Origin of the sequence: Citrobacter rodentium NBRC 105723 = DSM 16636, from assembly GCF_021278985.1 — a bacterium.
Lineage (GTDB): Bacteria > Pseudomonadota > Gammaproteobacteria > Enterobacterales > Enterobacteriaceae > Citrobacter_A > Citrobacter_A rodentium.
The window spans coordinates 619672-644471 of sequence record NZ_CP082833.1; the positions used below are offsets into that span (position 1 = coordinate 619672).

Below are 24800 nucleotides of genomic sequence, written 5' to 3' on the forward strand. Positions count from 1 at the left end.
GAAGGCCGGAAGGCCTTCTTTATGTCATTATATACTCGCTGCCGTCACCCATGCCCCATTTAACAGATATTGTACAGAGCGGTAGTAAACCCCCGCAATATTATCCGCTGAGTTCTTACCAACATCCTGCACAATAATGCCTGTCAGAATATTTCCTCCTCCGAGATTCAGATCCCAGGTTTCCCAGTTATTCTTTCTGTAACTGGTCACTGAACCCAGTCTGATCCCCGTTACTGTTCCTGATGAGATAGTGATATCCTGGGTTCCGTCAAAGGCAACACCATTAATTCTGCGGGCATTTGCCAGCCTGTTCGCGGCAACGGCCGTTCCATTCGATGGCAGGGCGTTCGCGGCCTTGTTTACCGTTTCCCGTAAACCGACGTTATCGATAAAAGCGCCTTTATCCGGAATGTCTGCGCCGTGCTGCTCCCTGCGCAGGTAACGGTTATCACCTTCGCTCCTGCTGTAAACATCCAGATTATTACGGGCGGTTCCCTTATTCTCCAGGTCTGCGAGATTCTGATCCTTCGCCAGGGCATTCACGTCACCGGGACCAAGACTGTTTTTTGTGGCAAGCGTCCCCAGACCAAGATAACCACGGGCCAGACGCTGGGCCTCCGCACCGGCATCAGCAATTTCTTTCAGGTTATTTTTCCGGGAAAAAGCATTCGCAGCGATAATGGCTTTAATGGACAGCGTAAGCTGGTTTAACTGCGCCTTATCCGGCTGAATACTGGCTTCAGCCAGAATATTCAGCAGTTCGGCCTGGAGAATATTCAGCCAGTCCTGACCAATCCAGCTGATACCTTTTTGTCCGTCACCTTCGGTAAACCAGGTGGTGGTATTACTCTGCGCCGGTGCCAGCGCAGGCATATTCGCCACGCCGGAATTATTATCAACATGAAACATTAAATATCCTCCTCTTCGTGGCTGTTTGCATACACGTAAATAAACGTCTGCCATGCAGGCTTATAACGATTCAGAATACATTCCAGCGCACCGCCTTCATAAATACGCAGCGGCGTGAGAATATCATCCAGCACATTCATATTCCGGTAGCCGGTTTCACTGTTAATCGTGACAATACTGACCCACTGCGAATCCGGTGATGGCTGAATATCAATCTGATAACCAAACTCCGCCGCAAACCGGATATAAAATTCACGGTTCAGCGAGGGCTTCATCCGGTATTTATTTCCGGCATAACGCTGTCGCTCCGTTATGGTGGCTCCGGCCATATCACATTCAGGAAGGCCGAGATAACGCTCCCAGTCTTCCAGCAGCAGGCGCGACGTGTCAGGGAAACGCTCGGCAAGCAGCTGTTTACCCGTCCAGGAAACACGAGCTGTCGAATGACTGAGGCCCAGACATAATGATGCCAGTACGGATGACGGACGCTTGTCCCATGCCAGCCCGTCAGGCAGTAACTGCAACAGGGCGCGCTGATGCGGGGTCAGGGTTACAGCCATGTGATTTCTCCTACCGTCAGCAGCTCACTGTCTCCCGCCTGAACTGACGTCAGCGGACTGCGCACTTCAAAATCCTCCAGATTTTTCACCCCCGCCACTGCACGCCAGAAAGACGACGGCAGAACCAGACCGCCGGGCCGGGATTCGTTGTATAACAGGTCGGTCAGCGCCTGTTTTACGGCCGCCTGATTCTCCGGTGTTTTCGGGATGATCCTGATGCTGAAGGGCACCGGCTTATTGGTCAGCTTAAACACGGTCACCGTCGGCCCCAGAGGCTGTCCGACAGGCTGGCCGGTCGCTGGATCATCATGACTGCGGATATAATCCGCCACCCGCTGAACATCACCGTCACCGGGGAAAATATCCGGGTTATTATCCTGAACGAACGTTACCCCCACGCTGCCCGCCTGCGGCCACTCCGGGCGGCACCATGCCCGCGTCACGCCCGGCACTTCACGCGCCCAGCGTTCAAAATCATACTGCGTGCCGCCGGACGGCGGATTCTGCACCCTGAAAACCAGACGGGAAAGCAGCTCCGGCACGGTTTCCACATCCGCACCACCGGTGATCCCCGTTCCGGTCACCGTGGCCGTCTGGTTGATCCCCGCCTGCGGTGTGATAAATGTCAGTTTTGTCCCTGCCGGGGCATTTCCCGCACGACCGGCACTTTCAGCTTCCACACTGACATTCAGCGTACCGGCCTTACCGGTCAGTGAGGTGGTGATACGGTAAACCACGCCATCACTGCGCTGGAGAAGCACACCTTCTGTGATCCCCGCATCCGTGGTCAGCATCAGCTGAACCGGCCCGTCACCCCGTGAGGCGGGTTTACGCATAACGCCCCAGAATGCACAGTGCTTCAGTAACTCGGCTTCATCGGCTTCGGTCGGGATGATCTGACGCGCAATCCAGGCCAGATGCTCATGCTCCTGAGCAGATAACCCTGCCTGAGCGTAAGCAATGGCATTCAGGGTGGTTTCATTCACACCCGGCTGCGAGCCGGGCAGGCGCTGGCTGATATCCTGCTGTGTCTGCGTGATTAACTGTGCCAGCGGTAAAGGCTGATAAGGCATTACTCCCCCTTAAAATCAGCATAAAAAATCATGGGTCTCACTGAACCATCAGGCAGGGTTATGCGCACCGAAAGCGCCAGCCGCGCGTGTCCCACACGTTCTGCATGACAGACCACGGATGACGCCACGCCATCCTGACTGAGCCAGCCCAGCGCCTCATCCGCGTAAGCACGGGCACGGCTTATCACGGAGGCCAGCGTTTTTTCCCGGCTGAGAAGCCACAGACGGGAGCCAATGGGACGCGGGCGAAAACTGTCTCCCCACCATCCCCGGCGGTCACGCGTACCGTCAGGGATTTCATCCGATGCCAGCGCCCGGCGGTCAGTAAACAGCGAAATCAGAACGGCCGTCAGCAGACTGTCATCCGTCAGCAGGTCGGCACCGTTCAGTTGCAGCGAACCGCATCCCTGATCCCATACAATTGCAATATCAGCCATTCTCCGGCGCTCCTGTCTTACTGCCTTCGCCGTTATCATGATGCACATGACCGGAATACCGTATCCCGGCAATAACGGCATCTGACATCGTGAACAGTCCCTGAGATTTCCCCGTACCATCAAGCGCGAAATTCCCCTTAACATGCAGGTTTTTATCCACCGTCACATTGCCCGTAAAGGTGGCTTCCGGCGTATCCACCCGCATCCCATCGTCGGCGTAAATCTCCAGCATTTTGCATGTCACAATAATGCGACCATCCTTTGTTAACCGTATCCGGTGCCCCTCATGGTGATACACCCCCGTATCTCCGGCAGTGAGTCCGGTCGGACGGCTGCGCCGGTCTTCCACCACAAGCACCACAGTCTGATCCCGCTGTCCGCCCAGACAGGCAAAAAAGGTTTCTGCGCCCGGCAGGGGAACGCTGATCTGCCCGTACTGCTGGGGGCGCTCCACATCATCAAAGGTTTCGCCGTCCATGCCGGTGAGCTGCACATTCTGCATTTTCAGTTCGTCATGTGTGCCGGTCAGAACGCCCCGGCCAAACAGCAGGCGAATACCGCGCGTTACCGGGGCAATCAGGCGGCTGAATACTTCATCATTCATCAAAGCTGATCCCCTGTTTTTTCATCTGCTGGCGAATAAAGGCATCAACATCATCACCGGAACCACCGCCACGGCCTTTGCTGTCCGGCTCTGCCGGAACGATAAAGCCGTCACGCGGTGCCAGAACCAGCCGGGTGACTTCCCCGTTCTGTTCATCCAGTAAAAACTCCACCTGACAGACCAGCAGTTCAGTCTGTTCGATACCGAAACGCAGGGCTGAAACACCGGTCAGCAGATTGACATCCCATAACCGGCCATCATCCCGGAACCAGCCACGCACGGTGGCAGAAAACCGTTCTGAACGGGCAATCGCACGGCGCATTTCACGCAGGGCACGCTGCCGTGCACCGGTGGTGTCTGTCTGTTGATCGGCGAGGATGATTTTCGGCCGGTAGCGGCCGATCTGCTCATCACTGATGACGCCCACAGGTGCTGCCAGCCGGGCGGCGGACTCGCTGTCTCCCCGTTTGCCACCACCGCGCCCGTGTCCCCGGACACGGTATTCACTGTATCGTCCTCGCCAGTCCGTGTTGTAATCGGCATCAAGCAGGTTATCTCCCAGCACCAGTCTGTCCGTCTGCTGGCTTCCTGCCTGGGTGAACACCAGATCGCCGTCAGCATTACTGGTCACCAGCACCCCGCGATGCCGGGCAGCACGGGTCAGCGCATCCGCCACGGTTTCTGAGTTTTCCAGCGTAAAAGAGCTGAAAGGGCGTGCAGCCGTGTCGTCGTCAACCTGCCAGCGCACAGCTATCCCGAAGGGCGCACATAAATCTGCGGCAATCTGTGCCAGCGTCCGGTTGCGCCACTGGCTGCCGGGATGGATGGCGGCACAGTCCACCAGGTCGCCGGTTTTATCCCGACCGCTGATGCTGATCTGATGACGGGTTGCACTGATCCGCTGACTGACCTGATCCAGCCAGCCACTGATGACCGTCTGCCCGTTAATTCTGAGCGTCAGGGACTGACCGGTCCGCAGGGCTGAGGGGATGCGCTCACCGGGCAGCATCAGCCCCAGTTCAAACGACCCGGCCAGATGCTCCAGCGAGCGACGGACGCTGACCGTCAGCCAGCCGGAAAAAATACTGCCACCGATATACAGTTCAATCCTGCTGCTCACTGATCACCTCCACGCTGCGGCCCCCCGGAACAAAAACCGGATCGGAGATATTGTTTCTGCGGACAAAATACTGCCAGCGACTGCTGTTGCCGGTGGCACGGTACAGCGTGACCAGTGCCGGTTCGGTGGTGCGAACCATGACCTGAAAAGCACCGGGAAGATGCACGCTCCGTGTGGTTAAATCTTCTGTCAGCGCAAGCCCTGCATCACGTAATGCAAGGGCAGTCCCTGTATAGCCCTGTGCGGACAGATCCAGCACCTGTTGTTCCATGGCATCGCTCAAATCCCGGTTGATACGCTGCACATCAGCAGAACTTTCCAGCCATGCCAGTCCGCCCGAACGGTCAGTATCCTGAACGTGCGTCGTATTCTGCCGGATGACCTGATCCAGCAGTTTTCCGACCGTCTGTGCCTGCGACACCAGGGTTGCACTCTGCATCACGCTCCGCAGCAGACGGATATTTTTCTGTGCCGCAGGCGTCAGGCCAATCAGGCGCTGTGGATCATCCTGTTCGCTGAGGGTGTAACGCAGGGAGGAAAGTGTACGGTACAGCTGCGGCATGGCCTGCTCTGCCATGCTGTCACGGTTTGTGGTCAGGCTGCCGGACGGCGTTCCGGCTTTTCCGGTCAGAGACAGGGAAGGATCGCCGGGCAGCCCGGTCAGCACGGCAAACATTCCTGCCAGCGATTCAGCCATGCGACGGGGCGCATTAATCAGGGCGGCGGCATTGCCTTTCAGGGCAGTAAAACTGGCCGTAAAGGCACTGATATCCTGCACAATCCCCATCCCCGAAACGGCATTCTCCAGTGCATCAATCTTATCGCTGATGGTGTCGGTCATGGCCTGTACATCATGCAGACCGTCTGAAATCACCGTCCAGCCGTCTGAAAGCGTGTTAAACAGCTGATTCATTGCTGAGCCGCTTTTCTGCTCCAGCGCAGCTGCCGTATCTTCTGCCACCGAAGGGGCGGTATCGTCACTGGCGGGGATCACGTTGATCGTGAACTCAACCGTTCCCTGCTCGCTGGCGTTATAACGGCTTTCAAAGCTGTTTATCAGCACGTTTAACGTGCCGTAATCCGGGTGCATCAGTTCACCGGCACCGGGTGCACGCAGCGCATCACGCAGGCGGCTTCGCTGTGTCTGAAGATCGTCTCCGGTCACCAGAACCGTGAATGTGAACTCCGGGAGTTTTGGCCCCAGATCATCCGCACCGCCGCTTTCACGCAGTGGGTATTCACGGCGCACAATGTTACGTCCGCCCCGTTCCCGCTGCTCCTGATAAACCAGGAACGGCACACCACGGAAGGAGCCACGCCCCGGCGTGTCAGTAGAGGCCATAGTTCCCTCCGTTCCAGACGTTCACATCAAGACCATGCTGTGCGGTATCATCCACATCAATACTGCGTGCCCGCCAGCCTTCAGGGGCCACAAGCTCCACCCGTGCGGCGGTTTTCGCGGTGGCCTGTCCGCCGTTTTCGTCACTGCTGCCACGCAGTTTCTGCCAGGCCTGCGTCAGCCAGCCCCCCAGATAATCACCGAGATAGCTGCCCACCGTGGAACCAATGGCAACCCCGACCGGACCGGCAGCAGCCCCCAGCGCGCCACCGGCGATACTTCCGGCAAGGGAACCCACGGCACCGGCTTTATCGGCTGCGCTGGCACTGCTGTCCAGCAGTACAGGAGCCGCCATGGCACCGGCCCACAGGGCACCACCACCCAGCCGACCGGCACCACGGAACAGCCCGGCAAAACGCCCCAGCCCCATGCGGTTTCCGGCCGCCGTTAGCAGACCACCGGCACGGCTCATCATACGACCGAAGAAGCCCTGTTTACCGGCGCTCTCCGCCAGCTGCTCACCGGCGGTCACGACGGTCGTGACACCCCGCCCGCGTCCGGGACCGCGTTTTTTACGGCCGCGCACGGTTTTGCCGTCACCGCTGACCACCACATCCCCGCCAGCTGATGCCAGGCCCCCAGCAGGCCAGTTGGTGACCAGCACGGGCTGAACGGCTGCCGGATTCACCCCGGTAAGGAAATTCAGGAAGCGGCCAGCGCGTCCGGGCTGCGTTCCCGGCACAGTGGTCTGCGGTTTGCGGAAGGGCGACGTCAGCACGGAGGTCATCGCCATACCATAGCGTAAGGGGGTTGCACCGAGACGTAATGCACCCATCCCCGCAAACCTGAGCACCTTCAGCGCACGGGAGGCGAGATACATATACATCAGGTACTTCGCGGCGGTCTGCGCACCCTGACCAATGCGATCCAGAGCATCGCCATAACCGGCGTCGCGCAGTGCCTGAAGCGTTTCCCTGACTTTCTGAATGGCCCGGTAAAAGCCGGTTGCAGCGTCTCTGGCATACTCGAATCCCTGATTCAGGGCTGAGGCCGTCTGTGTGGCCAGCTTATCCTGTAAGCCGCTTTTCTGTGCCGCATCAGCATAATCCAGAAAGCCTTTCAGGCTCTTTTTCAGGCTGTCAAACGGTCCCTTTGCCATCACTTCACGGGCAAACTGATCCCAGACGTCGCCCATCATGGACGTCATTCCCGTCCAGGAATTCATGGCGTTTTTCTGGGCACCTTTTGCCTGTTCGGCCATCACCTGAAATAACAGGCGAATGCTGTCCGGCCCCAGTTTTCCTTTTTCGCCTTTCTCACGGATGATCTTCTGGTTTACGCCCAGCTTATCGGCCAGTAACTGGTAAACGTTAATCCCGTATCCGGTCAGAATATTGGCGTCCGCTGCCTGGATACTCTGGCGGGCAAACATCTGTTTGAGTTGCAGGGACGCACCCTGTGCATCTGACAGTGACCAGCCGTGATAGCCGCCCTGATCCTGAAGCATGGTAATAAAGCGACGGGCTTCCCTGTCACTCATGCCAAACCCGCGACTGGAGGCGTATTCCTGCATAACCCCCGCCAGCCCCCAGGTGGTGTCTTTGGCGTTCTGTACTGCCCAGGCTTTCACTGCTTCCGTTTTTGCCGTATCGCCATGATTAATGGCGTTGAGACGCAGAATATAGTTCTCCATCTCTGCGGCCGGGCGGATAAAGGCTTTATTAAAACCGTAGACCGCAGCCCCTCCCGCCAGCATCCCGTAAAGGTTGCTTATCCGCCCGATGGTGCCGGTAATGCTGCCCTGCAGGCGGTCAAAATCTGACGTTACCGTGCGGATGCTGCCACGAACACCGGCAAGCGTTCGCTGCATACGGGAGCCGACAAGTTCTGTCTCCTGACCGGCACGACGGGCTGCATTTCCAAGACCACCCAGGCCTGTCCTGCCGGAACGGGAGAACGCCCCCAGCTCCTGTGACCACTGGCGGGATTTGGCAGAAATATTGCCGAGTAAATCGACAATCAGGGAGGCTTTCAGGTTTTTTGCCATGGATTACTGCTTCGTTCTGAGAATTTTTTCGGTCTGTCGGCAGTGCCGGTAAAGCTGTGATAAGGGGAGGTTAAGCGCCCACTCCGGGCCGCTTTTTGTCACCATCCCCAGCACAATTGCGGCTTCTTCAATCTGATCCCGGCACTGCATCTGGTCGCCCCCGTTCAGCGACCAGCTTTCCTGCCATCGCGGAATCAAGCAGGCTTACCGCCGCCATCAGACGGGAGAGATCGCGCTCGCTGAGTTGTCCAATCTGACGCGGAGACAATGGCCCCTCAATCTGGCCGACAGCGGCAATCTGACGGCGCAGCAGTGCAATGCCGCGCAGTGCCGGTGAGGCTATCAGAACCGGGCCGCCATTTCGGGTTTCCATAAGACGCTCGGCCTCGGTTTCCGCGTCAATGCTGTCTTTCGCCGTCAGTTCGCGGAAGGTGACGCGGTATTCACGGGATTCACCGAACGGCAGGCCGTCGAGCAGATCCACATAGCCGTTCGCCAGCTGTTCAGCCAGTCCGGTGGTGCGGGGATCGCCGTCTTCAAGTGCATCCCGGATAGCCTCCATCACGGCCTCGTCAGAAACCGCCGTTTTTTTCTTACGTGTGCTCATTACATTTTTCCTGATTACTGGACACGGGTACTGGTGGCGCTGGCGAACTTCGCGGAGATATCACCGCCACCGTCAAGCGAGGCCGGTTCACTGCTCCAGGCCTTCGTCATCATGTGGACTTCACCGGTATCGGCCACAAACTCAATCGTGACCGCAGTCCAGGTGTTGATTTCATCGGCAGCCGGTGAACCTTCTCCGCCAGCCGGAAATTTACAGTCCAGCGTCGCCTCACGGGGTTTCTCGCGATAGCCGTAAACTTTCGCGCCTTTCACCACTTCACGCTCAAAGCCGGACGGGGAGAACGTGGCTCCCTCAAGGGTGGCGTACTCCTGTCCGTTCACACGGATGGTGGCCGTGCCCTGATGTTTATTTCCGCTCATGCCTTACCTCACAAAATGAAACGGATCTGCGCGGCCATGAAGCGGAACTGGTTAACCAGATCCGGTGTACACATCACATCCAGACGGTTACGGTCTTTTGTGTTGCGCTCCACGAGCAGATTCTTTTTAAAGGTGTCCAGATTTTCGACCAGTCCCAGATCCACCCATTCTTCCCCCAGCGCAATCAGCTGGAGCGTCATAATCTCCGGCGTCACAATATTCTGACCGGGCCGGACGGGGGTGCCGTTATCGGCCAGTTTGTGGCGCGGGAAACGCTGCGTGATAAAGGTGCGCAGGGAATAACGCAGATATGACAGGGTGTAGATGGTTTCCACATCCAGATAGCTGGGATCGCTTTCGCCATATGCATTCTGACGGTACATCGTCACCTGACGTTCAATCTGCACCACATCAGCGGCCGCGACGGTCACCGTGGACATGCCGGTATAAAGCAGGCTGTTTCGCTCTTCCCGTGTCAGGCGATCTGATTCCGCCGGTGCCAGTCGTGCAGGCAACGCCAGCGTCTGGAGTGGGCGGGCAGGATCGGCAGACAGTGACGGCGCACAGACCGCACAAATGGAAGCTGCCCAGACATAATCCGGCTCCGGTGCCTTCGGAATGGAGGTACAGGTAAACAGGAAATCATTACGGGACTCACCAAAACTGGTTGCCGTGCCGAAGGTGCCGGTATGCGCCATCCAGACCATACCGTCTGACATTTTTACCGGTCCCCAGCGTTTCAGCAGTTCATCCGCCAGAATTTTGAGATTCGCCGCATCCTTATAGGGCATCACAATATAGTTATACTGGCGCGTCCCCATGGCAGCGATGCTGTTGGTAATATCCGGGTTTTTCGGCGCGGTGCCTCCGGCAGTGGAAACAACAATCCCGGCGGGTGTCACTTCACCGGAATAATAATTCAGCCGGATATCATGCACGGAGCATTCGCCGGTAAATTTTGCCGTCAGGGTGATCACTTTTTTTGTCTGATCCTGATTATCCGGGGGGACGCTGGTCGTGGCGCTGACCGGACAGTCCTGGTCTGCGTTAATCATCGCGGCAAGCGCATCCGCCAGAAGATTACCCGGTTTGCCCTTGCTGACGGCCAGACGGTAAGGACGTCCGGCGATATAGAGATTCAGCACATTGTCTTCCGTTGCTGTACCGGAAAGTGTGATGGTGCCGGGTGTGGCCGTGCCGGTGCCTTCCCCCTGTGCAATGCCGTACAGCTCCGTATCAGGGTTAATGGCAATAAACGCTGCCACCATCTGCGCAATCATGGAGCCACGCCCCCAGAGTTCTGTTGCCTGAGACGCGCGGGTGATACGGACAGGAGAATCAACAACACCAAACGCATTACGGTTTCGCTGACCAAATAACAGCACCGCCTGACGCTGTGGCGGCGTGCCGGTCACGGCCATTGAGTTATTGATTTCAATCTGTACCAGCGGGATGCGATTGTTATCGCCGATAAAATCAAAGTTAATCATCAGGACGTCCCCTTATCTGATGCTGCGGGTTTTTCAGCCGCCGCCGCAGGTTTTTCTGCTGCCGCTCCCGCTGGTTTTGCAGCCTCGCCGGTATTACCTGTTGTGGCAGCCGGGGCAGGCTCCGCCGTTTTATCCACCACAATGACGTCACCATCATTAAGACGGCGGCACCAGAACGGGGTGAAGGGTTTCTCTTCCCCGTCCTGAGAGAGCGGAGTCATCGTGTCGGGATCGCGAATCAGGCATCCCGGCGCAGGTTTAATAAAAATGGTTGTCATCTGTTATTCCTCTGACAGTCCGGCGTTTTCACCGGCGGCAGTTGCACCAGGCAGACGGATGTGTGCCTTAAATTCCGGCGTGCCTTCCGGTTCGGTAAAGGTTTCGTAATGGCGCAGGAAATCATCCAGCGAGCTGATATCCGTCAGCGGGTCGATCATTTCCTCGCATGAGAAATAAAGGGCGTACATCACGGCACCGCTGTCTGCCTGCGTTTCGGTGTAACCGTTAACCGCCTTTTCAAAGTAAAGCGGTGAGGTTTTTTCGGTTCTGAAGCCGTCCAGCACGGTAATCAGGCGGGCCACAATCTGATAAAGCCCGGGACGGCTGACCTCACGGCCATTGAGCATGTCGCCGATGACGTAGAACACCCAGTGGCTGACCAGACGCCCACGGGTACGGCCTTCACCGGCACCCAGCCAGGCAACGTAGATCGCCGGGGCGCTAATCAGCATGGTGCGCAGCACACTGTCGCTCCAGTCGCCGGGATGCGTGTCAACTGACACCAGTTCATTCCCGAAATACTCACGGATGCGGGCGATGTATGCCTGTTCGGTTTCCGTAATCATATAAAGCCCTTCTGGTTGCGCCCGAACACCGCCGCATCAGACTGCACCTGCGGTAAATCCCCGGATTCAGGGGCCGCACCGTCTGTATCCACGCCGACCGGCACGTTACCGTTCATGACATCTTTCAGCCATGCCAGCGCCTCACGGTAACGGTCACGAGCCTGATCGGATGCCCGCTGATCGCACAGGTAATAAAAGGCAATCGTGCAGCAATGCTGAACAAGGACCGCCGGAACCACCGCCAGCGGTAGCGTGTAACGGGAAGACAGGTAGCTGTCGATAAGGGCTGACGCATCTGTCAGCGCCCGGTTCAGCTTGCGCGTATCCGGTTCATCCGAACGGGGCACAGCCAGTAATGGCCTGAGCAAATCCTCGCGGTAACGCGCCCGCATATCGGTTTCGGTGGCGTAATTCATGCGCGCGCCTTTTTTTCCTGTTTAGCTTTATTGCCGGTCTTTTTCCGGGCCGCATCCTGTACGGCTTCGGCTTCGGCTTCGGCTTCGGCTTCGGCTTCGGCTTCGGCTTCGGCTTCGGTTTCGGCTTCGGCTTCGGCTAAATCTGCACCGGTCGCTGCATGAACCACACCCGCCACGGCTCCCGCATCATCACCAGTCGTCTGTAGTATTCGTACAGTGAGGCATGGCTCCGCTTCCAGTCGGGCAAGCTGCTCCGGGGTGACGTCAACCTGCTGGCGTCCCCGCATGAACAGGAACCCCGCACGACGAAACTGCGCACGACTGCAACGCACTTCTGCCAGAACCGTGACAGGATTGTCACCACTGACCTGAAGGCCTGAATCATCTGTTGCTGCCACAGTGTGATGTTCATTCATATTTGCCCTCCGCAGGGGCCGGGCTGTAAGCCCGGCTAACCGTTTACAGATAATCCGCGACAACCAGCTCCAGCTTGCCCTTCATCTCGTTAGAAACAGTGGTGTTACCGTCCGCGAACAGTTCACGCTCCAGCAGCTGCACCGCCTGTTTTTCCAGCGAGGTGGGGACAACAATATGGGTGGGTTTGATGCCGAGTTTGCGGCCACCGTCAGCCTTAAAGTCACGCATGGCCGACCAGCCGTGCCACAGCGCATCCAGCGTCAGCGGTGACTGCATCATGTAGGCCATCTGCCAGAAGCCGTAGCCCACATTGCGACGGGCGGAAGCACCGAACACAAACTCGTTATCAGTAAACGCACGGCCTTCATCGACTTTTGTCTGGGCAACCAGTTCGGCCTTGCGGCGATCCTGATAAATCAGCGGTTTTACCGCGCGGGAACAGTCGAGCAGATACCAGGCCGGGCCACTGTAATCCGCCTGTGCACCGACAGAGCCGGTTTTTGCCACAAACATATTGCTGACCATCTGCGCATCACCGGAGCCATCCACTTTGGGGTAAACCGGGTGTTCGGTATCAAAGAAGTTCTGGCCGTCATAGCAGGCCGCACTGATCCCGTCACGCAGTGCAGCAAAGACCAGTTCATCCGGTTGTGCCGCCGCAGCGCGCCCCATTTCCTGGAATAACGGGGAGTAGATGCCAAGATTGTCGTCTTCAAAGTCATCGCGGCTAATGGCAACGGTGCCTTCAAAGGTTTTGTTCACGATGGCGTAGCCATAGGCTTTCATCTTCTCGATGACGCGGGAGCCAATCCACTCACGGAACTGCGGGAACTGCCCCAGCCAGCCGTAGGTGTTGGATTTCGACGTGGACGGTACGGTCATCGCAATTTTCTGGTACTGAGACGGAGCCATGGACATCCCGGCCTGAAAATCAGAACGGTAGCCCGTCATCAGGGCGGTGATCATCGCCGGTGTAATCGGGGTAGGCATTATTGCATTTCCTCTTTCATTTTCAGGAACTCGGCTTCGGTTTTACCCAGCAGATGGGCGGCCGCGATATCTTCAGCCGACAGCGCAGCGGTGGCAGTCTTTTTATCCGGCACGGTCACGGTGTCGGTCTGAAGAGAGGTCAGGGCCGCAACTGGCTGGCGGGCGTCAAGCTGTGCAGAAAGTGCCGCAACGCCAATCTGCCCGCCCAGTTGTTCCAGATAGCCGCGTTCACTTTTGAAGATGCGCCCTTCGGATTCGGCCTTGTCCAGCAGCTGCTCCAGCGTGGTGCTGCCGTGCTGCGCCGACAGCGCAACGTATTCGGTACGCAGGGCGTTATACGTCTCAACGGGCACGTATTTCGTCAGATCAATAGTGCCGCCAGCCGGTGTGCCTTTTGCGGTTTCCAGCTCTGCCGACAGGCTGGCGACCTGTGTTTTCAGGGTGTCGTGCGCATCCGCACGGGTTTTGAATCCGGTAAGGGCAGACAGCGCCGCCGTGCCCAGTTCCGGCGTAAATTCGTCACCGTCAGCCACGGTCAGACCGAGCGCCGTCAGCAACTGGCGTAATTGCTCATTCATGGAGGTGTCCTTTAAAGGAGGGTTTAAGGCGTTATAAAGGTCATCCGCCGACAGTGCGGCGACAGGATTCATGCCAGTCAGACCGGGGTCACCGGTAATAGCCAGCATCCGAAGCTCAACAGGTTCACCGGTGATTTCGTCATAACCAATCACCGGGGAAAACCAGGGAAACTCATTATTGCGCAGATGTTCAATGGCTGGAGGGTTCCACTTCGGACGCACTTCAAAACCCCGCTCTTCACTGAAACGGAAGTTCTCCGGCGATGCCATGACAAAACCGGCAGCCGGTGCCGCATGCCCCTCAATCAGTGACTGGTGGTTATAGTCAATCTTCACCGGCTGATTGAGTGCCACGACCCCGGATACCATGCGCTCAACGGTCGCACGGTTAATCAGCCAGCCTTCCGCCGGTTTTTCCGGGCGACCGTCACGGGCCTTTACCCGACCGGCTGGCATGATCTGACACCAGTCACCGTCCCCGTCTGTGGACAGGCTGATGGCATTCAGAATGGCATAAGCAAGTTTGGGCGTGTTTTTCGTCTTCATTCCGGCAGCATAAGCCGGTGTTTTTCAGGGCCGGTTTTGCGGGACTTCAGAAAGTGTTTTCAGGGGGGGATGAGAAAGGCGCTTCACGCAGATTTTAAAGCCCGTTAAATACAGGTTAGAAAATCACGACACGCGCCTGAAGGGGGTAAGGTAATACGTTTGCATACCTTAAACCATTACGGCGTTTCTGTGGCCTTTTTAAAGCGTTTTCTGATTTCGTCCATGATCTCCTGTTCTGCCACCTGATCAAAGCCCATATACGGACGCGCACCAATGGCTGCTGGTCCCGGTGGCATACCGGGCAGGCCACCCCACTGATGAATGGCCGCATAAGGTTCATTTGATCCAATCAGCGCCCAGGTATCGCCATAATCCGTGGTCAGGCGGCGGGCCAGATCGCCGTTCAGCGTCAGGATTTTGCCGGGCGTGTATCCCTTACGGGTACGCCAGTTGCGGTAAGGATCTGACCAGTCATGCCAGCGTTCGCCGTCCGGCTCTTTTTCCTGTTCAAACGCCATTTCTGACGATGACAGAAGACTCGCCGCCACACTGCGGGCCAGGTCTTTTCCGCCGCCCACAAACTGAAGTCGGGCAAACACCCGCTGGAGACGCGTAACGTCAACAACGACAGCGGCATCAATGGATGACATATTGCCTCCGCATAAAGGATGAATATAAAATAAACAGGCGGTCAGTGTACGCTTAACTGGTAAAGTCGGTGCCTGCCTCCGGGTGGATCATGTATGCGGGTTCGACCCCCGCCACTGACCGTTAATCAATTTGTCCTTCCAGCACCTCAAGCATTCCGCCCCGGATATCCGATTTCAGCTTATCCATATTGATAACCCGGTAAGCATTCACAATCACATCCAGTTTGTCGGGCTGACGTTTCAGACTGTACGGTGCATTAACGGCAATCTGCACACTGCCATCCTTATTTTCCACGATATACATCAGATTGTTGTGCCGTTTGTCCCACAGCACCGCTTTTGGCTTTGCCAGCATTGCCGGTAAGCGCCCGAAGTCCTCTGGCATCAGGGCGATGCCGTCATTCTGATGTTTCACACTGTCCGCATGGAGCACATTTTTACCGCTCATCGCCAGCAGACGGGCCGGTGGCGTTCCCGTCCGGCTTTCCACCGCCTGAGCAATACTTTCGGTCATAAAGCCCAGCGTGCGGATATCGTTACCACCTCGCCGGGTTTTCATGATGTTTTTTGCCCAGATGCGGAACGCCAGCTGCCGCTCCGGGCTGTTATTCATCTCCTGCACCACCATTTCCCGTAACGCCGGGCTTTTCACCTCGATCAGTTTACGGATAAGCGCCTGGTCTGTGCCGAACGCCGCCGAGCCGGGGTTATATGACCAGCCCACACCCGGCGTCATTTTCACTCGTCCATTATCAAACGTAGTGGAAGTGGTGCGAAACAATTCACCTGAGGCCTTATCTGTACCGGCATCCACTTCATGGGTGTGCATATACGATGCGCCATAGCTGACTGTCAGTCCCATGGCTTTCATGCGGGCGGCAGATAAAGCCCGAACACGGCACCGGCATTCCCAGTCATTAGGGGGATAATGCGTTTGCCAGAATACATCATCGAAACGAAAAACCAGCAGATGCAGTTTTGCGTGTTCTGGCCTCGTTCTGCTGTCTATGACGGCCACATACTGCCAGAACGGATGCGTGTCCGTGTTGTTCATCATCTGCGTGTAACGCCCGGCATTGTAAGCCACACGGGTGTTCACGTTGTAAATCAGCGCCAGACGACGGGGACTGCCCAGTTGCACTTCTTCCGCGTTACCGTCGCTGTCCACCACCACCTGCTTTCCCCACCATCCCAGCTTTTGCAGGCGTGGCGTCAGCGTGCGGATAAATTCTTTCTGTGAAATTCCCTCATCAATGGCCCGCTGCACTTCCGCCTGTAGTGTGGTCAGTACGTCCAGCCGTGCCACTTTTGCTGCCGTGAATGAGCGGGCGTGCACATCCGCGTCTGTTTCGAACCAGTTCCAGCTGATATGCGCTCCTTTGGCGCGGAAGTATGCCACCGCCTCTTTTGAGGGAAGCGTGGCGGCATAACCTAAATCAATCCCCTGAGCCATCCAGCATCCCCTTCATTTCCGCAGCAAACATGGCATCACTGAGCAGCGTCATCAGGCGGGAATCATCCATTTCACGATAAAGGGCAGGCAGGTCTGCCAGCGCATCCGCCAGCCCCCGCGTTCTGATGGCATCAATGACCGGCTCCAGCACCGGATCGATGGCCTCCTGTAAGCGGCGGGCAGGCACCGCGTCCCCCATGTCGTCCAGTTCATCACGCGGTGTGCTTTTCGCTTCCGGCAGTCTGGCAGCCAGCGCCGTCTGTTCTGTCTTTTCCTGTTTTTCCGGTGGCGTTTCCCTGTCATTCTGTGCGGGTTCATTGCTGCTCTGCCGGACACGGAAGATGGCTTCACCGGGCGTGGGCTGCGGAATACCGGTCTGCTCACGTATCCAGGGATCAGAAATATCCATCCCCGTACTGAGCTGCATCACCGCACTGGTGATTTTGGTGATATCACCTGGTTCTTTTGTCTGGAAGCAGATACGTGGCAGACGGCGGATATCAATAGTGTGCGTGGTGTTCAGGGCGTACAGCGGATACACCAGATCGCGGTTCAGGGTTGCAGCCAGCTGTCGTAAATCAGAATCCCTGATTTCCCGGCGCACCTCGTTATGTACCTCACCCAGTGAGCGCGCGCCTTTGTCTCCGGCTTCCGTGGTCAGCGTGCCGCCGAGTATTGCTTTGGAGATGGAACGCTCCCCCCACGAAATCATGGTTTCAAACGGATCGGCCTGACCGTTCGCTGCCGCCTGGAACTCCAGCGACATCCCGGCCGGGATGATCCCGCCTGTACGTCGCCCGATATCCATCACCGCCCGCATCAGGGCACTTTTCTGCTCCGGTGTTGCCCCGGACGGGTATTTCCCGACCTTCATCGGCAGGCCGTACACCTCCAGAAATTCCGCCAGATCGCGCACGGAATAGTTTTTGAAAATGAACGGCCAGATAAGCGTCCGGACAAGCCCGGTTGCACCACCATAGCCGGTGCGTGAACGCGACTGATGCACTATCCAGCCAAATGGCTGAAACGCCACCCCGGAATGGCTGCCGTCACGCAGCCGCAGTTCGCTCAAATCATCCGGGTTAAGGCAGAAATGCCCGCTGTCACGCCAGCGGATGGCGCGGATGATGTGCATTTTACCGAGCATCCCGTGCTCAATTTCCATGCAGGAATAGCCCTTCAGGATGGCATCCGTGGCGTCAAACAGCATGGCATCAAACCAGTCTGCGGAATGCAGATATTCGTCGAGCATTTCCGCGTCCTTTTTCTCATTCGCGCTGGCGTTCGGTGGCGGCTCAATGCTCCATGGCACCCCCTGAATGGCAAGACGTCGCTTGCCCAGCTCCGCAAAAAGGTGGGTGTCCTTTTCTTCAATGTCAGCCGCCAGATCGGACTGGGCAATCAGGTCGCCACGTTCAGCCCCCCGAAGGCACTGCGCCGCCCGGTTCGGGGTGATACCCGAGGCGGGATGCTCAACATAACGGCTGGCAATCTGCGGAATATCCAGCGCGGTACTTTGCATCTCCGGGTCAAAGGAGAAAGGTTTTCCGTCAAGATCAATAATGCGTCCCACTACCAGCACCCCCGATCAAATTCATGATATGCCTCATCGTCATCACGATAACAGCCCTCCATTGCCCGCGACCGCTCCGGCAGCGCCTGACAGGCTGATTCATCCAGGATGAAACCCTCCATGTATGACGCCCGGTTTGCCATACAGAGTGCCACGGCAAAATCACCATGGCGGCGGGCGTTCGCAGCCGTTGCGTTCTGGTCCTTCGTGCGCCCCTTGTCGATTTGCGGGATACCATTCACCACCTTCACATGGCGCAAATCATCAAGCGTGGTCTGATGGCGGGCGACGAGGATATTCTGATCTTCAAACTCGGCTTTCAGTTTTGGCATCCACTCGCCGTACCACTTCGGCGACAACATCACGCAGTCGATGATGTCCGGGCCAAAGGCCAGCAGTGCGGCCTCTGCCAGATAGCCGCCGTTACCGGTGGCGTCGAACGCCGCACCGACCAGCGCCGGAACGCGGGTCAGGATGTACATCATCACCTGTTCCTGCTGGGCATACGGCAGGTTGCGCAGCTCCACGCGAAACACCTCGCGCTTTGCCAGGAGTTCGGTGATTTCCAGCAGCACAAAGCAGGACAGGTCACCGGTGCGGGCAAAGTCTTCCCCGAAGCTGAAGCGGGAACGGGGATTTAATTTCTCTGTAAGCGGTTTTAAATGTTCTTCACACCAGGTTAAAACTTCCGATTCACGCAGCCATGCGGCACGGCTGATGAAGTCGTCCGGAGCTTCAAACGTCAGAATCGGGATGTCACGAATCATCGCCATTTCAATAAGCGCGTGGGGGATATAGGCACCGCCGGATTTTTTCGGGATACAGCCGTATTCCTCGTCGGCATCCTCACGGGTCGGGGCGTTTTTGTAGAGATCATCACGCCATTTCTGCTCGCTTTCCGGTGACCATTCCTGATCGGTGACGTAACAGATACGACGGTACAGCCCGTCCGCAATGGCATCATCCAGGGTTATGCGGTGGACGCTGTAATCCTTGCGCCCCTCGCGGGCTTCCTGAATGTACTGATTAAACAGATTATCGACGCCGTTATGCGTGGAGATAATACGCACGCGCGCGCCCCACATAGTGAGCGCCATTGCCGCCTTGAGAAGTTCATCCAGCGACTCGTGGAACGCGGCTTCATCAATCACCACATCCCCCTGAAGGCCGCGCAGGTTTGATGGACGGGAAGACAGTGCCTGAATTTTGAATCCACTGTTCGGAAAGCGGATCATGTAGGTCAGAATTTCTTCTTTTTTATCCCGATCCCAGAAGGTCTGTTCATACACATCAGCATCTGCCAGCTGGTTAAAGGCACGGGAGAACAGCGCGCAGGCAGAAATATATTCCAGCGCCATCTCCTGCTTTGATCCTACATAAAACACATTACGGCCACCACGCCGCTTCGGTTTTGCGGCGGTAATGACGTTACGCCCGGCTTCCGCCCAGGTAAGACCGGTGCGTCGTGATTTCTCCGCGATGCAGACCTGACTTTCATCCGCAAACCAGCGGGCCTGATAATCCAGAAACACCGGCATATCACCGGGCAAATCAAGGCTGTCCGGCACATCCACGCCCAGCAGGGCTTTTTCACCGGCCAGATCAATTTTGCGGGTGGTGACGGTATTCGTCAGTAAGGGGGAGAGTTCTTCGGCGTTATTCATCAGGCTTTACCCAACAGAATCCCCTTAATACGGGACTCAAGCTGTTCACTCATCCCGTCCACGCCGCGCAGCTCATCGGTGACCGCGTTCGCCATCTCTTCAGCAAATGCGGCCCGGATTTCTTTTTCACGCTTAATGCTGCGCTCGGCGGCACTTTCCGCACGCTGTGCCGACAGGAGGATGTCCTTGATGAGGCGCATATCCACATCGCTGTCGCTGTTCAGGGATTCGGTGGCAGCACGCAGACGGCGGTACATCAGGGCGCGGGACATCTCCAGAATCAGTGCCGTGGTTTCACCGGTCGGTTTGTCCCCCAGTTCGGCCATCATGGCTTTTGTCTGCTCGCGCAAATCACGCAGGTTACGGGCAATCAGTTCATTACGGGAGGCTTCCCGGCTGATGGCCGCCGGTGAAAGCTGCTGCTCTTCCGGCAGGCCTGCCTCACGGATCAGACGGTTGATTTCCTCGCGGATCTGGACCTGCGTCAGACGTTTTTCACGCAGCATTTCCAGCAGCGGCTTACGGATGCTGTCGGGGAGCAAATCCACCTTGCGTACACGGCCACGCGTTGGCTTATCCATCGTTACCCCCTTGCGCGTGGTTTCTTCACACCCGGAACGGTGGCGCGGCCTTCCGCCACATCCTGACCCCGGCCGGTCAGCTCGGCGATGAAATAACCATTAACGAGCGTGCGCTTACGCACCAGCCCCTGCTCGGCAAGCCAGGCAATGTGGGTATGCACGGTGTCGCGGGACACGCGGTGACCGTAATCATCCAGACAGTCCTGAAGCACAGACTCACCCAGTTCGCCGTTGTAATCCGCCAGCGACCGCAGAATGACAAGACGCTGATCTTCAGTAATGAAATCACTCATTGTGTTTTTTCCTTACAGCCTGCTCCAGCAGCAGTTCGTTCTGATGGGAGACGGATTTCAGGGTGGCATTGGTGGCCTTAAGCTCACCGCGCAGGGTGGTGATTTCGATATTGAGTCTGTTCACCTCCTGCTGCGTGGGCAGGCCGGAAATACGGTTCTCCACCCGCTCAACCCGGTCGGAAAGTTTTTCAAAGGCCTCGCGGGGGACAAAGGTTTTGCGCATCAGCGCCATAAAAATCCCCCCGGCCGTGGCCGTTGCCGACAGGATCGGCACGACATAATCTTTAACGATGCTGACCCACATGACCGGCCTCCATGATGTTCTGGCAGTTCACACAACGGATGGCATCCGGCACGGCAACCAGACGGGCAGCCGGAATGTCACCCCCGCAGTCCGCGCATACACGCCTGCCCGGTGTTTCCGCCACCCGGCGCTTACGTGTCAGCCGGTCACAAAGGGCGCGTTCTGTTGCACGCTCCATGACTGCCTGAGCACAATCTGAATCATCCATACCTTTTTCCTTACTTCGTCTTTCCTGCCGGAACAGCAGTCGTTCCGGCCATATCAGTAAATTCATGCTGTCGCTGTGTCTCCAGACGGCGGATGCTGGCCTTGTCCACGTTGCAGTTTTTAATCACCGCCAGCAGTTGCAGGTTGTAAGTGACCGATGCACCAAACGTGAACGGCTGCGGCGCGGGAGGGACCAGGCAGTCAGCCAGCCATTCAACGGGGATCGGCACCGGCGGCACAGGGACGAATTTCACAGACGGCCCGCCGCACCCGGTCAGCCACATCATCAGGCACAGGCACAGCGGCAGCAGGCACCGTTGCCAGTGACCGGCGGACAATGCTCTGCTGTTCCTCGCTGTGCTGCATGTTCTGCTGTTTTTCATTCGTGGCCGCCTTACTGATTTGTGAAATGAGTTGCAGGGTGCGTTGCTGATTTGCCAGTACCAGACGGGCTTCGTCCCGTTCACGCACAAGCACCTGGTTATTGTCCTCAAGGCGCTGCGTCTTCTGGTGCATTCCCCATACCACAGCAGCCAGCACAGCCATTATCCCCAGCGCCGCCATACACCCTCCGGCAATCAGGGCCGGTAAGGGATTATTCACCGCAGCCACAGCACACCCCGGAGCACCACAACGACACACAACAGCGCAATCATGAGTGGTCGCCAGAAGCGGTTCAGACTTTCGGCAAATCGTAGCGACATAACCATTCATCCGCCGAACGGCGGGCCTCAAGACCGGGGAGTTTTACTCCCTTTGAATAAATCCAGCGGATGTACTGCTTACAGGACGCGGGCATCTGCCCGGCATTGATAAGGCGCAGGAGCGTGGAGTTGCGAAAGTTCGTTTCACCGGCCCAGAAAATCCAGGAGGCCAGCGCCACCGTCTGACCACGGGTAAGCGGCACCTGAACATAACGATCAATGGCCGCAAAGGCCCATTTCATGTCCTTTTCCAGCAGCGCCAGACATTCTTCATCAGTTTTTGTCATCCCCGGTTTCACATCCGGGCCGGTATGGCCGTGGCAGATGGTGGGGGTGCCGGTGGGATCAATGTACGTGGTGTTTTCTTTCCCTTCCCAGTAGCCGGTGTAGTGCGTGGCAATGGTGAACGTCCCGGCTCCGGCCAGAACAAGGGCAATCAGCTTTTTACGCAGTGGCGCGGGGAGTTTTGGCATTGTTACGCTGTCTCATGGTGTTCTCTGAGTCAGCGTAACCGTGGAAAAAAGGGGGCAGGATTTGCGGAATATCAGAAAAGCCGTGGCTGCGTGCGTTCCTGATGCAGGCGACGCTGGTTGCGGATAACGGAGTAAATCTGCGTCTCTGACATCTGGTAGTGGCGGCGCAGGGTTTCAATTTTTTCGCCCTGGCTCCAGCGGGAAAAAATCTCATTATTGCGCAGTTCGGTGAAAAGGGATTCACCGACCGGGAGATAATAACCACGCCCGCCCATGTACCCGGCCTGTGCGGCCGCAACTTTACGGGCAAGCATTCCCGCCTGAGCAGGTTCAATCCCCTGACGGTGCAGTTCAGCACTTATCACATCAACCAGGTCACGCAGTGTGCCGGGCCAGTTCTTTTTCAGCTCATCATCAGGAATGTCATCCAGACGGTCAATCAGCGCGTGCAGCTGTTCGCTGTCACCAAACATGCTCATCTGTGTTTCAGCCATACCCGCCTCCGGTCATCATTACACAGGGCAAGTTTAAAATAAAAATCCCGCGCTGTGGCTAATGCCGTTCACTTAAGCGGTGCGGCATTGCGTTTCACCGGATAACGGGTTTTTGATATCTTAACCGCCCTCGGCCTTGATGGTCGGGGGCGTTTTGTTATGAACACCGCTTCCAGAGCCCCCCGCAGATGCTCCAGCCGTTTCGGGATGGTCCCCGGTGACACCGTATTTCCCAGCACTATCATTTCTGTGGCGATAAACTGGAACGCGAACTTAAAGCTGATTTCCGACGCCGCTTTTTTGTGTTTCTCCGTTGCTTTTGTTGCCTCACGCCGTATCAGATTATAAGCCAGCAACATGCCCCACACCTCCTGTTCCAGCAACTCAACCTTCCGGCTTCTCAGTACCAGAGCGTTATTCAGCAGGCTGCTTTTCAGGTTTCTGAACCCGACTTCGATTTCCCATCTTGAGTGATAAAGCTCTGCCACCTCTCTGGCCTTATAACGGTCTGCCTGAAGTGACGTCAGGACCGTTTTTTCCACTCCGTTCAGTTCATAAGTTACCGCCCGCGCATACCAGTATTCCGGCAGCGAAGGATTCTTTTTCCTTGCCTGTGGTGACACTTTCAGTTTCAGAAGCCGGTCTCCGGGACCGTAACTTTCTTCCGTTTCTGCTGCGATATTCTTCCAGGCGGGCAGCAGCCAGTGGCGGTTACAACCCTGCCGGTTCAGCGACAGCAACAGGTCTGCGCTGTAGAACAGCTTGTCAAACAGCGTAATGGAGTTATCCGGAATGGTGACGAGCATTGAGTGGGCCAGCAGGGTTTCGCTCCGTCGGTAAGGCGCGGTCGCGGCATCCAGCAGAATGTGACTACCCAGGTTCATTAAAGCCACCAGACGCATTACCGGGTATGCGCTTTGCCGCTCAGTGGATGTGTTGGCAGAGCCATAATGTTCACGCAGCTCAGGTTCATCAGGTGTCCTGAACTGTGCGCCATCGATGGCAAAAAGTTGCAGGCCATGCCAGTCATCTTTCTGGTAACGCTCAGTTCCCCATGTCTGCGCGGTCTGGCGGAAAAGCCATTCCACCGGTGCAGCACCCACGCGCTGACGCGCCTGGGTGACAGCGCTGCGGGCCAGCAGGTTCATCCCCGCTTCACCATCCGCGCTCAGGTTCAGACGACGAACCACATCGGTAATCGACTCATTACGGAAGAAGGCCATAGCCACGACCATCCAGATAACCATGTCGCCAGGTAAACGACGGCGGCGAACGGTCGCATGTGCAGAAAGAGTCAGGCAGTGTTGTATCCATTCGACGGGAAGATGCTGAGCAAACAGTTGTGCAGAAGGGGGCGGCATCAGCGGATGGTCGCTGAAATCGAGCAGGTCATTGAGAAGTGGCATAAGAAAACGGCTCCCTGTTGTGGAAGCCGTTATAGTGCCGCAGATTAAGGATCGGTCAACCGATCCTTAACTGATCGGCATTACGCGCTGTGGCGGGATTTGGAGTTAAAAGGGGGAGGATTCTTCATACAGCCTGTAAACGCGCTCATAACTCATCACTGTATGTGCTGGCATCCCCAGTACAGACAGCATTTTGCGGCGGTGCCAGCGTTTGAGGCGCTCCAGCACATCAGAGGCCAGCGCGGGGTGTTGCTCCAGCCACTGCCAGTTAGCCACACCTTCGCCGCCGTTCTGCGCGGCCGTCTGCGATTTCACCCAGCGGTTAAGGGCTGTTTCCCCGCCATCAGAGATAAAGCCCTGCCGGTGCATCACCTTCCAGATGGCGCGAGTTTTGGCGGTCACCGTACCCGGTTTTAAGGCCCGGTTAACCGGCTTCTGACGCACTTTAAAACCGCGTTTTTTGAAAACATCCAGCACGCGGGATAACTCATCCGGTGACATATCACGGCAACTGGTTTTGCCGGCGGCAGCCAGCAGCGCGGATGTATAAGTTTCATGGTCAAGCTGTAGATCGCGTTTTGCGACATGTATTAAGGTAATCAGGGAAGCGCGATTCATTATCGTGGCTCCATAAAAAATG

General features: G+C 56.8%; 31 protein-coding genes and 1 tRNA gene. 1 reads left to right on the forward strand and 31 read right to left on the reverse strand.

From position 1 onward, the window contains the following. Positions 1-27: 27 nt before the first annotated feature. The 18 genes from K7R23_RS02765 to K7R23_RS02850 form a co-directional block, all read right to left on the reverse strand. On the reverse strand, positions 28-909 hold the full coding sequence (locus K7R23_RS02765; RefSeq protein WP_042623250.1) for a hypothetical protein: 882 nt from the start codon (positions 907-909) through the stop codon (positions 28-30). Then, positions 909-1469 carry a YmfQ family protein gene (locus K7R23_RS02770; protein ID WP_012908614.1) on the reverse strand — a complete coding sequence of 187 codons (561 nt, stop codon included), beginning with the start codon at positions 1467-1469 and terminating at the stop codon, positions 909-911. Before K7R23_RS02770 ends, K7R23_RS02765 begins: the two co-directional genes overlap by 1 nt. Beyond that, on the reverse strand, positions 1460-2542 hold the full coding sequence (locus tag K7R23_RS02775) for a baseplate J/gp47 family protein (protein ID WP_001146843.1): 1083 nt from the start codon (positions 2540-2542) through the stop codon (positions 1460-1462). The genes K7R23_RS02770 and K7R23_RS02775 overlap by 10 nt, the downstream gene beginning before the upstream one ends. After that, positions 2542-2979, reverse strand: a complete 438-nt coding sequence (locus K7R23_RS02780; protein ID WP_012908613.1) for a phage GP46 family protein — start codon at positions 2977-2979, stop codon at positions 2542-2544. Before K7R23_RS02780 ends, K7R23_RS02775 begins: the two co-directional genes overlap by 1 nt. Next, on the reverse strand, positions 2972-3586 hold the full coding sequence (locus tag K7R23_RS02785) for a phage baseplate assembly protein V (RefSeq protein WP_073520730.1): 615 nt from the start codon (positions 3584-3586) through the stop codon (positions 2972-2974). The genes K7R23_RS02780 and K7R23_RS02785 overlap by 8 nt, the downstream gene beginning before the upstream one ends. Beyond that, positions 3576-4703 carry a phage baseplate assembly protein gene (locus K7R23_RS02790; protein ID WP_012908611.1) on the reverse strand — a complete coding sequence of 376 codons (1128 nt, stop codon included), beginning with the start codon at positions 4701-4703 and terminating at the stop codon, positions 3576-3578. The genes K7R23_RS02785 and K7R23_RS02790 overlap by 11 nt, the downstream gene beginning before the upstream one ends. Next, entirely contained in the window at positions 4687-6045 is a 1359-nt protein-coding gene (locus K7R23_RS02795; RefSeq protein WP_012908610.1) for a DNA circularization protein, read from the reverse strand. Before K7R23_RS02795 ends, K7R23_RS02790 begins: the two co-directional genes overlap by 17 nt. Further along, positions 6032-8089 (reverse strand): tape measure protein, encoded by a 2058-nt coding sequence (locus tag K7R23_RS02800; RefSeq protein ID WP_012908609.1) that lies wholly within the window; start codon positions 8087-8089, stop codon positions 6032-6034. Before K7R23_RS02800 ends, K7R23_RS02795 begins: the two co-directional genes overlap by 14 nt. Before the next feature lie 127 nt (positions 8090-8216). Continuing rightward, a complete protein-coding gene (locus tag K7R23_RS02805) occupies positions 8217-8696 on the reverse strand; it encodes a phage tail assembly protein (protein WP_012908608.1) in 480 nt (159 codons plus the stop codon). 14 nt (positions 8697-8710) lie between these two features. Continuing rightward, positions 8711-9076 carry a phage tail tube protein gene (locus K7R23_RS02810; protein ID WP_012908607.1) on the reverse strand — a complete coding sequence of 122 codons (366 nt, stop codon included), beginning with the start codon at positions 9074-9076 and terminating at the stop codon, positions 8711-8713. A gap of 8 nt (positions 9077-9084) precedes the next feature. After that, on the reverse strand, positions 9085-10566 hold the full coding sequence (locus tag K7R23_RS02815; protein WP_012908606.1) for a phage tail sheath subtilisin-like domain-containing protein: 1482 nt from the start codon (positions 10564-10566) through the stop codon (positions 9085-9087). Continuing rightward, complete coding sequence (locus K7R23_RS02820; protein WP_000207438.1) at positions 10566-10844, reverse strand: DUF2635 domain-containing protein; 279 nt, start codon at positions 10842-10844, stop codon at positions 10566-10568. The genes K7R23_RS02815 and K7R23_RS02820 overlap by 1 nt, the downstream gene beginning before the upstream one ends. 3 nt (positions 10845-10847) lie before the next feature. Continuing rightward, a complete protein-coding gene (locus K7R23_RS02825; protein WP_012908605.1) occupies positions 10848-11411 on the reverse strand; it encodes a DUF1834 family protein in 564 nt (187 codons plus the stop codon). Further along, on the reverse strand, positions 11408-11827 hold the full coding sequence (locus K7R23_RS02830) for a gp436 family protein (RefSeq protein ID WP_001104960.1): 420 nt from the start codon (positions 11825-11827) through the stop codon (positions 11408-11410). Before K7R23_RS02830 ends, K7R23_RS02825 begins: the two co-directional genes overlap by 4 nt. Next, positions 11824-12243: an HI1506-related protein gene (locus K7R23_RS02835; protein WP_012908604.1), complete on the reverse strand. Its 420-nt coding sequence runs from the start codon at positions 12241-12243 to the stop codon at positions 11824-11826. The genes K7R23_RS02830 and K7R23_RS02835 overlap by 4 nt, the downstream gene beginning before the upstream one ends. A gap of 43 nt (positions 12244-12286) precedes the next feature. Further along, positions 12287-13234, reverse strand: a complete 948-nt coding sequence (locus tag K7R23_RS02840; RefSeq protein WP_012908603.1) for a Mu-like prophage major head subunit gpT family protein — start codon at positions 13232-13234, stop codon at positions 12287-12289. Next, the gene (locus tag K7R23_RS02845) at positions 13234-14358 is read right to left on the reverse strand and encodes a phage protease (RefSeq protein ID WP_012908601.1); all 1125 of its coding nucleotides are present in this window, start codon (positions 14356-14358) and stop codon (positions 13234-13236) included. Before K7R23_RS02845 ends, K7R23_RS02840 begins: the two co-directional genes overlap by 1 nt. A 176-nt stretch (positions 14359-14534) precedes the next feature. Continuing rightward, a complete protein-coding gene (locus K7R23_RS02850) occupies positions 14535-15008 on the reverse strand; it encodes a phage virion morphogenesis protein (protein WP_012908600.1) in 474 nt (157 codons plus the stop codon). A gap of 40 nt (positions 15009-15048) precedes the next feature. Here K7R23_RS02850 and K7R23_RS02855 point away from each other — a divergent pair. Continuing rightward, positions 15049-15128, forward strand: a tRNA-OTHER gene (locus tag K7R23_RS02855). A gap of 1 nt (position 15129) precedes the next feature. Here the strand turns inward: K7R23_RS02855 and K7R23_RS02860 are convergent. From K7R23_RS02860 to K7R23_RS02920, 13 genes are all read right to left on the reverse strand, one after another. Beyond that, complete coding sequence (locus K7R23_RS02860) at positions 15130-16461, reverse strand: phage head morphogenesis protein (protein ID WP_012908599.1); 1332 nt, start codon at positions 16459-16461, stop codon at positions 15130-15132. Then, positions 16445-18034, reverse strand: a complete 1590-nt coding sequence (locus K7R23_RS02865; RefSeq protein ID WP_012908598.1) for a DUF935 domain-containing protein — start codon at positions 18032-18034, stop codon at positions 16445-16447. The genes K7R23_RS02860 and K7R23_RS02865 overlap by 17 nt, the downstream gene beginning before the upstream one ends. Next, positions 18034-19698, reverse strand: a complete 1665-nt coding sequence (locus tag K7R23_RS02870) for a hypothetical protein (protein WP_012908597.1) — start codon at positions 19696-19698, stop codon at positions 18034-18036. Before K7R23_RS02870 ends, K7R23_RS02865 begins: the two co-directional genes overlap by 1 nt. Further along, positions 19698-20279 (reverse strand): phage protein Gp27 family protein, encoded by a 582-nt coding sequence (locus K7R23_RS02875; RefSeq protein WP_000360581.1) that lies wholly within the window; start codon positions 20277-20279, stop codon positions 19698-19700. The genes K7R23_RS02870 and K7R23_RS02875 overlap by 1 nt, the downstream gene beginning before the upstream one ends. Before the next feature lie 2 nt (positions 20280-20281). Next, positions 20282-20572, reverse strand: coding sequence for a VpaChn25_0724 family phage protein (locus K7R23_RS02880; RefSeq protein WP_001279080.1), 291 nt, complete (start codon positions 20570-20572; stop codon positions 20282-20284). Continuing rightward, a complete protein-coding gene (locus K7R23_RS02885) occupies positions 20565-20876 on the reverse strand; it encodes a DUF2730 family protein (RefSeq protein ID WP_012908596.1) in 312 nt (103 codons plus the stop codon). The genes K7R23_RS02880 and K7R23_RS02885 overlap by 8 nt, the downstream gene beginning before the upstream one ends. Next, complete coding sequence (locus tag K7R23_RS02890) at positions 20857-21084, reverse strand: TraR/DksA family transcriptional regulator (RefSeq protein WP_000342741.1); 228 nt, start codon at positions 21082-21084, stop codon at positions 20857-20859. Before K7R23_RS02890 ends, K7R23_RS02885 begins: the two co-directional genes overlap by 20 nt. Before the next feature lie 10 nt (positions 21085-21094). Further along, the gene (lysC, locus tag K7R23_RS02895) at positions 21095-21337 is read right to left on the reverse strand and encodes an Rz1-like lysis system protein LysC (RefSeq protein WP_231851587.1); all 243 of its coding nucleotides are present in this window, start codon (positions 21335-21337) and stop codon (positions 21095-21097) included. Then, complete coding sequence (locus tag K7R23_RS02900) at positions 21297-21647, reverse strand: hypothetical protein (RefSeq protein WP_231851626.1); 351 nt, start codon at positions 21645-21647, stop codon at positions 21297-21299. Before K7R23_RS02900 ends, lysC begins: the two co-directional genes overlap by 41 nt. A gap of 112 nt (positions 21648-21759) precedes the next feature. Further along, complete coding sequence (locus K7R23_RS02905; protein WP_012908594.1) at positions 21760-22260, reverse strand: lysozyme; 501 nt, start codon at positions 22258-22260, stop codon at positions 21760-21762. Between the two features lie 71 nt (positions 22261-22331). After that, on the reverse strand, positions 22332-22754 hold the full coding sequence (locus tag K7R23_RS02910; RefSeq protein WP_000852372.1) for a Mor transcription activator family protein: 423 nt from the start codon (positions 22752-22754) through the stop codon (positions 22332-22334). Between the two features lie 68 nt (positions 22755-22822). Then, positions 22823-24160, reverse strand: a complete 1338-nt coding sequence (locus K7R23_RS02915; protein WP_012904641.1) for an IS4-like element ISCro3 family transposase — start codon at positions 24158-24160, stop codon at positions 22823-22825. 105 nt (positions 24161-24265) lie between these two features. Then, positions 24266-24778, reverse strand: a complete 513-nt coding sequence (locus K7R23_RS02920; protein WP_012908593.1) for a gp16 family protein — start codon at positions 24776-24778, stop codon at positions 24266-24268. Between the last annotated feature and the right edge of the window lie 22 nt (positions 24779-24800).

Bases quoted from the DNA above. Each gene is read 5' to 3' on its own strand.
- K7R23_RS02875 (WP_000360581.1), bottom strand. From the start codon at position 20,279: ATGGATAAGCCAACGCGTGGCCGTGTACGCAAGGTGGATTTGCTCCCC.
- K7R23_RS02845 (WP_012908601.1), bottom strand. From the start codon at position 14,358: ATGAAGACGAAAAACACGCCCAAACTTGCTTATGCCATTCTGAATGCC.
- K7R23_RS02860 (WP_012908599.1), bottom strand. From the start codon at position 16,461: ATGGCTCAGGGGATTGATTTAGGTTATGCCGCCACGCTTCCCTCAAAA.
- K7R23_RS02835 (WP_012908604.1), bottom strand. From the start codon at position 12,243: ATGAATGAACATCACACTGTGGCAGCAACAGATGATTCAGGCCTTCAG.
- K7R23_RS02880 (WP_001279080.1), bottom strand. From the start codon at position 20,572: ATGAGTGATTTCATTACTGAAGATCAGCGTCTTGTCATTCTGCGGTCG.
- K7R23_RS02890 (WP_000342741.1), bottom strand. From the start codon at position 21,084: ATGGATGATTCAGATTGTGCTCAGGCAGTCATGGAGCGTGCAACAGAA.
- K7R23_RS02775 (WP_001146843.1), bottom strand. From the start codon at position 2,542: ATGCCTTATCAGCCTTTACCGCTGGCACAGTTAATCACGCAGACACAG.
- K7R23_RS02780 (WP_012908613.1), bottom strand. From the start codon at position 2,979: ATGGCTGATATTGCAATTGTATGGGATCAGGGATGCGGTTCGCTGCAA.
- K7R23_RS02805 (WP_012908608.1), bottom strand. From the start codon at position 8,696: ATGAGCACACGTAAGAAAAAAACGGCGGTTTCTGACGAGGCCGTGATG.
- K7R23_RS02905 (WP_012908594.1), bottom strand. From the start codon at position 22,260: ATGCCAAAACTCCCCGCGCCACTGCGTAAAAAGCTGATTGCCCTTGTT.
- K7R23_RS02900 (WP_231851626.1), bottom strand. From the start codon at position 21,647: ATGGCGGCGCTGGGGATAATGGCTGTGCTGGCTGCTGTGGTATGGGGA.
- K7R23_RS02820 (WP_000207438.1), bottom strand. From the start codon at position 10,844: ATGACAACCATTTTTATTAAACCTGCGCCGGGATGCCTGATTCGCGAT.
- K7R23_RS02840 (WP_012908603.1), bottom strand. From the start codon at position 13,234: ATGCCTACCCCGATTACACCGGCGATGATCACCGCCCTGATGACGGGC.
- K7R23_RS02870 (WP_012908597.1), bottom strand. From the start codon at position 19,698: ATGAATAACGCCGAAGAACTCTCCCCCTTACTGACGAATACCGTCACC.
- K7R23_RS02830 (WP_001104960.1), bottom strand. From the start codon at position 11,827: ATGAATTACGCCACCGAAACCGATATGCGGGCGCGTTACCGCGAGGAT.
- K7R23_RS02765 (WP_042623250.1), bottom strand. From the start codon at position 909: ATGTTTCATGTTGATAATAATTCCGGCGTGGCGAATATGCCTGCGCTG.
- K7R23_RS02850 (WP_012908600.1), bottom strand. From the start codon at position 15,008: ATGTCATCCATTGATGCCGCTGTCGTTGTTGACGTTACGCGTCTCCAG.
- K7R23_RS02795 (WP_012908610.1), bottom strand. From the start codon at position 6,045: ATGGCCTCTACTGACACGCCGGGGCGTGGCTCCTTCCGTGGTGTGCCG.
- K7R23_RS02920 (WP_012908593.1), bottom strand. From the start codon at position 24,778: ATGAATCGCGCTTCCCTGATTACCTTAATACATGTCGCAAAACGCGAT.
- K7R23_RS02810 (WP_012908607.1), bottom strand. From the start codon at position 9,076: ATGAGCGGAAATAAACATCAGGGCACGGCCACCATCCGTGTGAACGGA.
- K7R23_RS02800 (WP_012908609.1), bottom strand. From the start codon at position 8,089: ATGGCAAAAAACCTGAAAGCCTCCCTGATTGTCGATTTACTCGGCAAT.
- K7R23_RS02910 (WP_000852372.1), bottom strand. From the start codon at position 22,754: ATGGCTGAAACACAGATGAGCATGTTTGGTGACAGCGAACAGCTGCAC.
- K7R23_RS02915 (WP_012904641.1), bottom strand. From the start codon at position 24,160: ATGCCACTTCTCAATGACCTGCTCGATTTCAGCGACCATCCGCTGATG.
- K7R23_RS02770 (WP_012908614.1), bottom strand. From the start codon at position 1,469: ATGGCTGTAACCCTGACCCCGCATCAGCGCGCCCTGTTGCAGTTACTG.
- K7R23_RS02885 (WP_012908596.1), bottom strand. From the start codon at position 20,876: ATGTGGGTCAGCATCGTTAAAGATTATGTCGTGCCGATCCTGTCGGCA.
- K7R23_RS02825 (WP_012908605.1), bottom strand. From the start codon at position 11,411: ATGATTACGGAAACCGAACAGGCATACATCGCCCGCATCCGTGAGTAT.
- K7R23_RS02815 (WP_012908606.1), bottom strand. From the start codon at position 10,566: ATGATTAACTTTGATTTTATCGGCGATAACAATCGCATCCCGCTGGTA.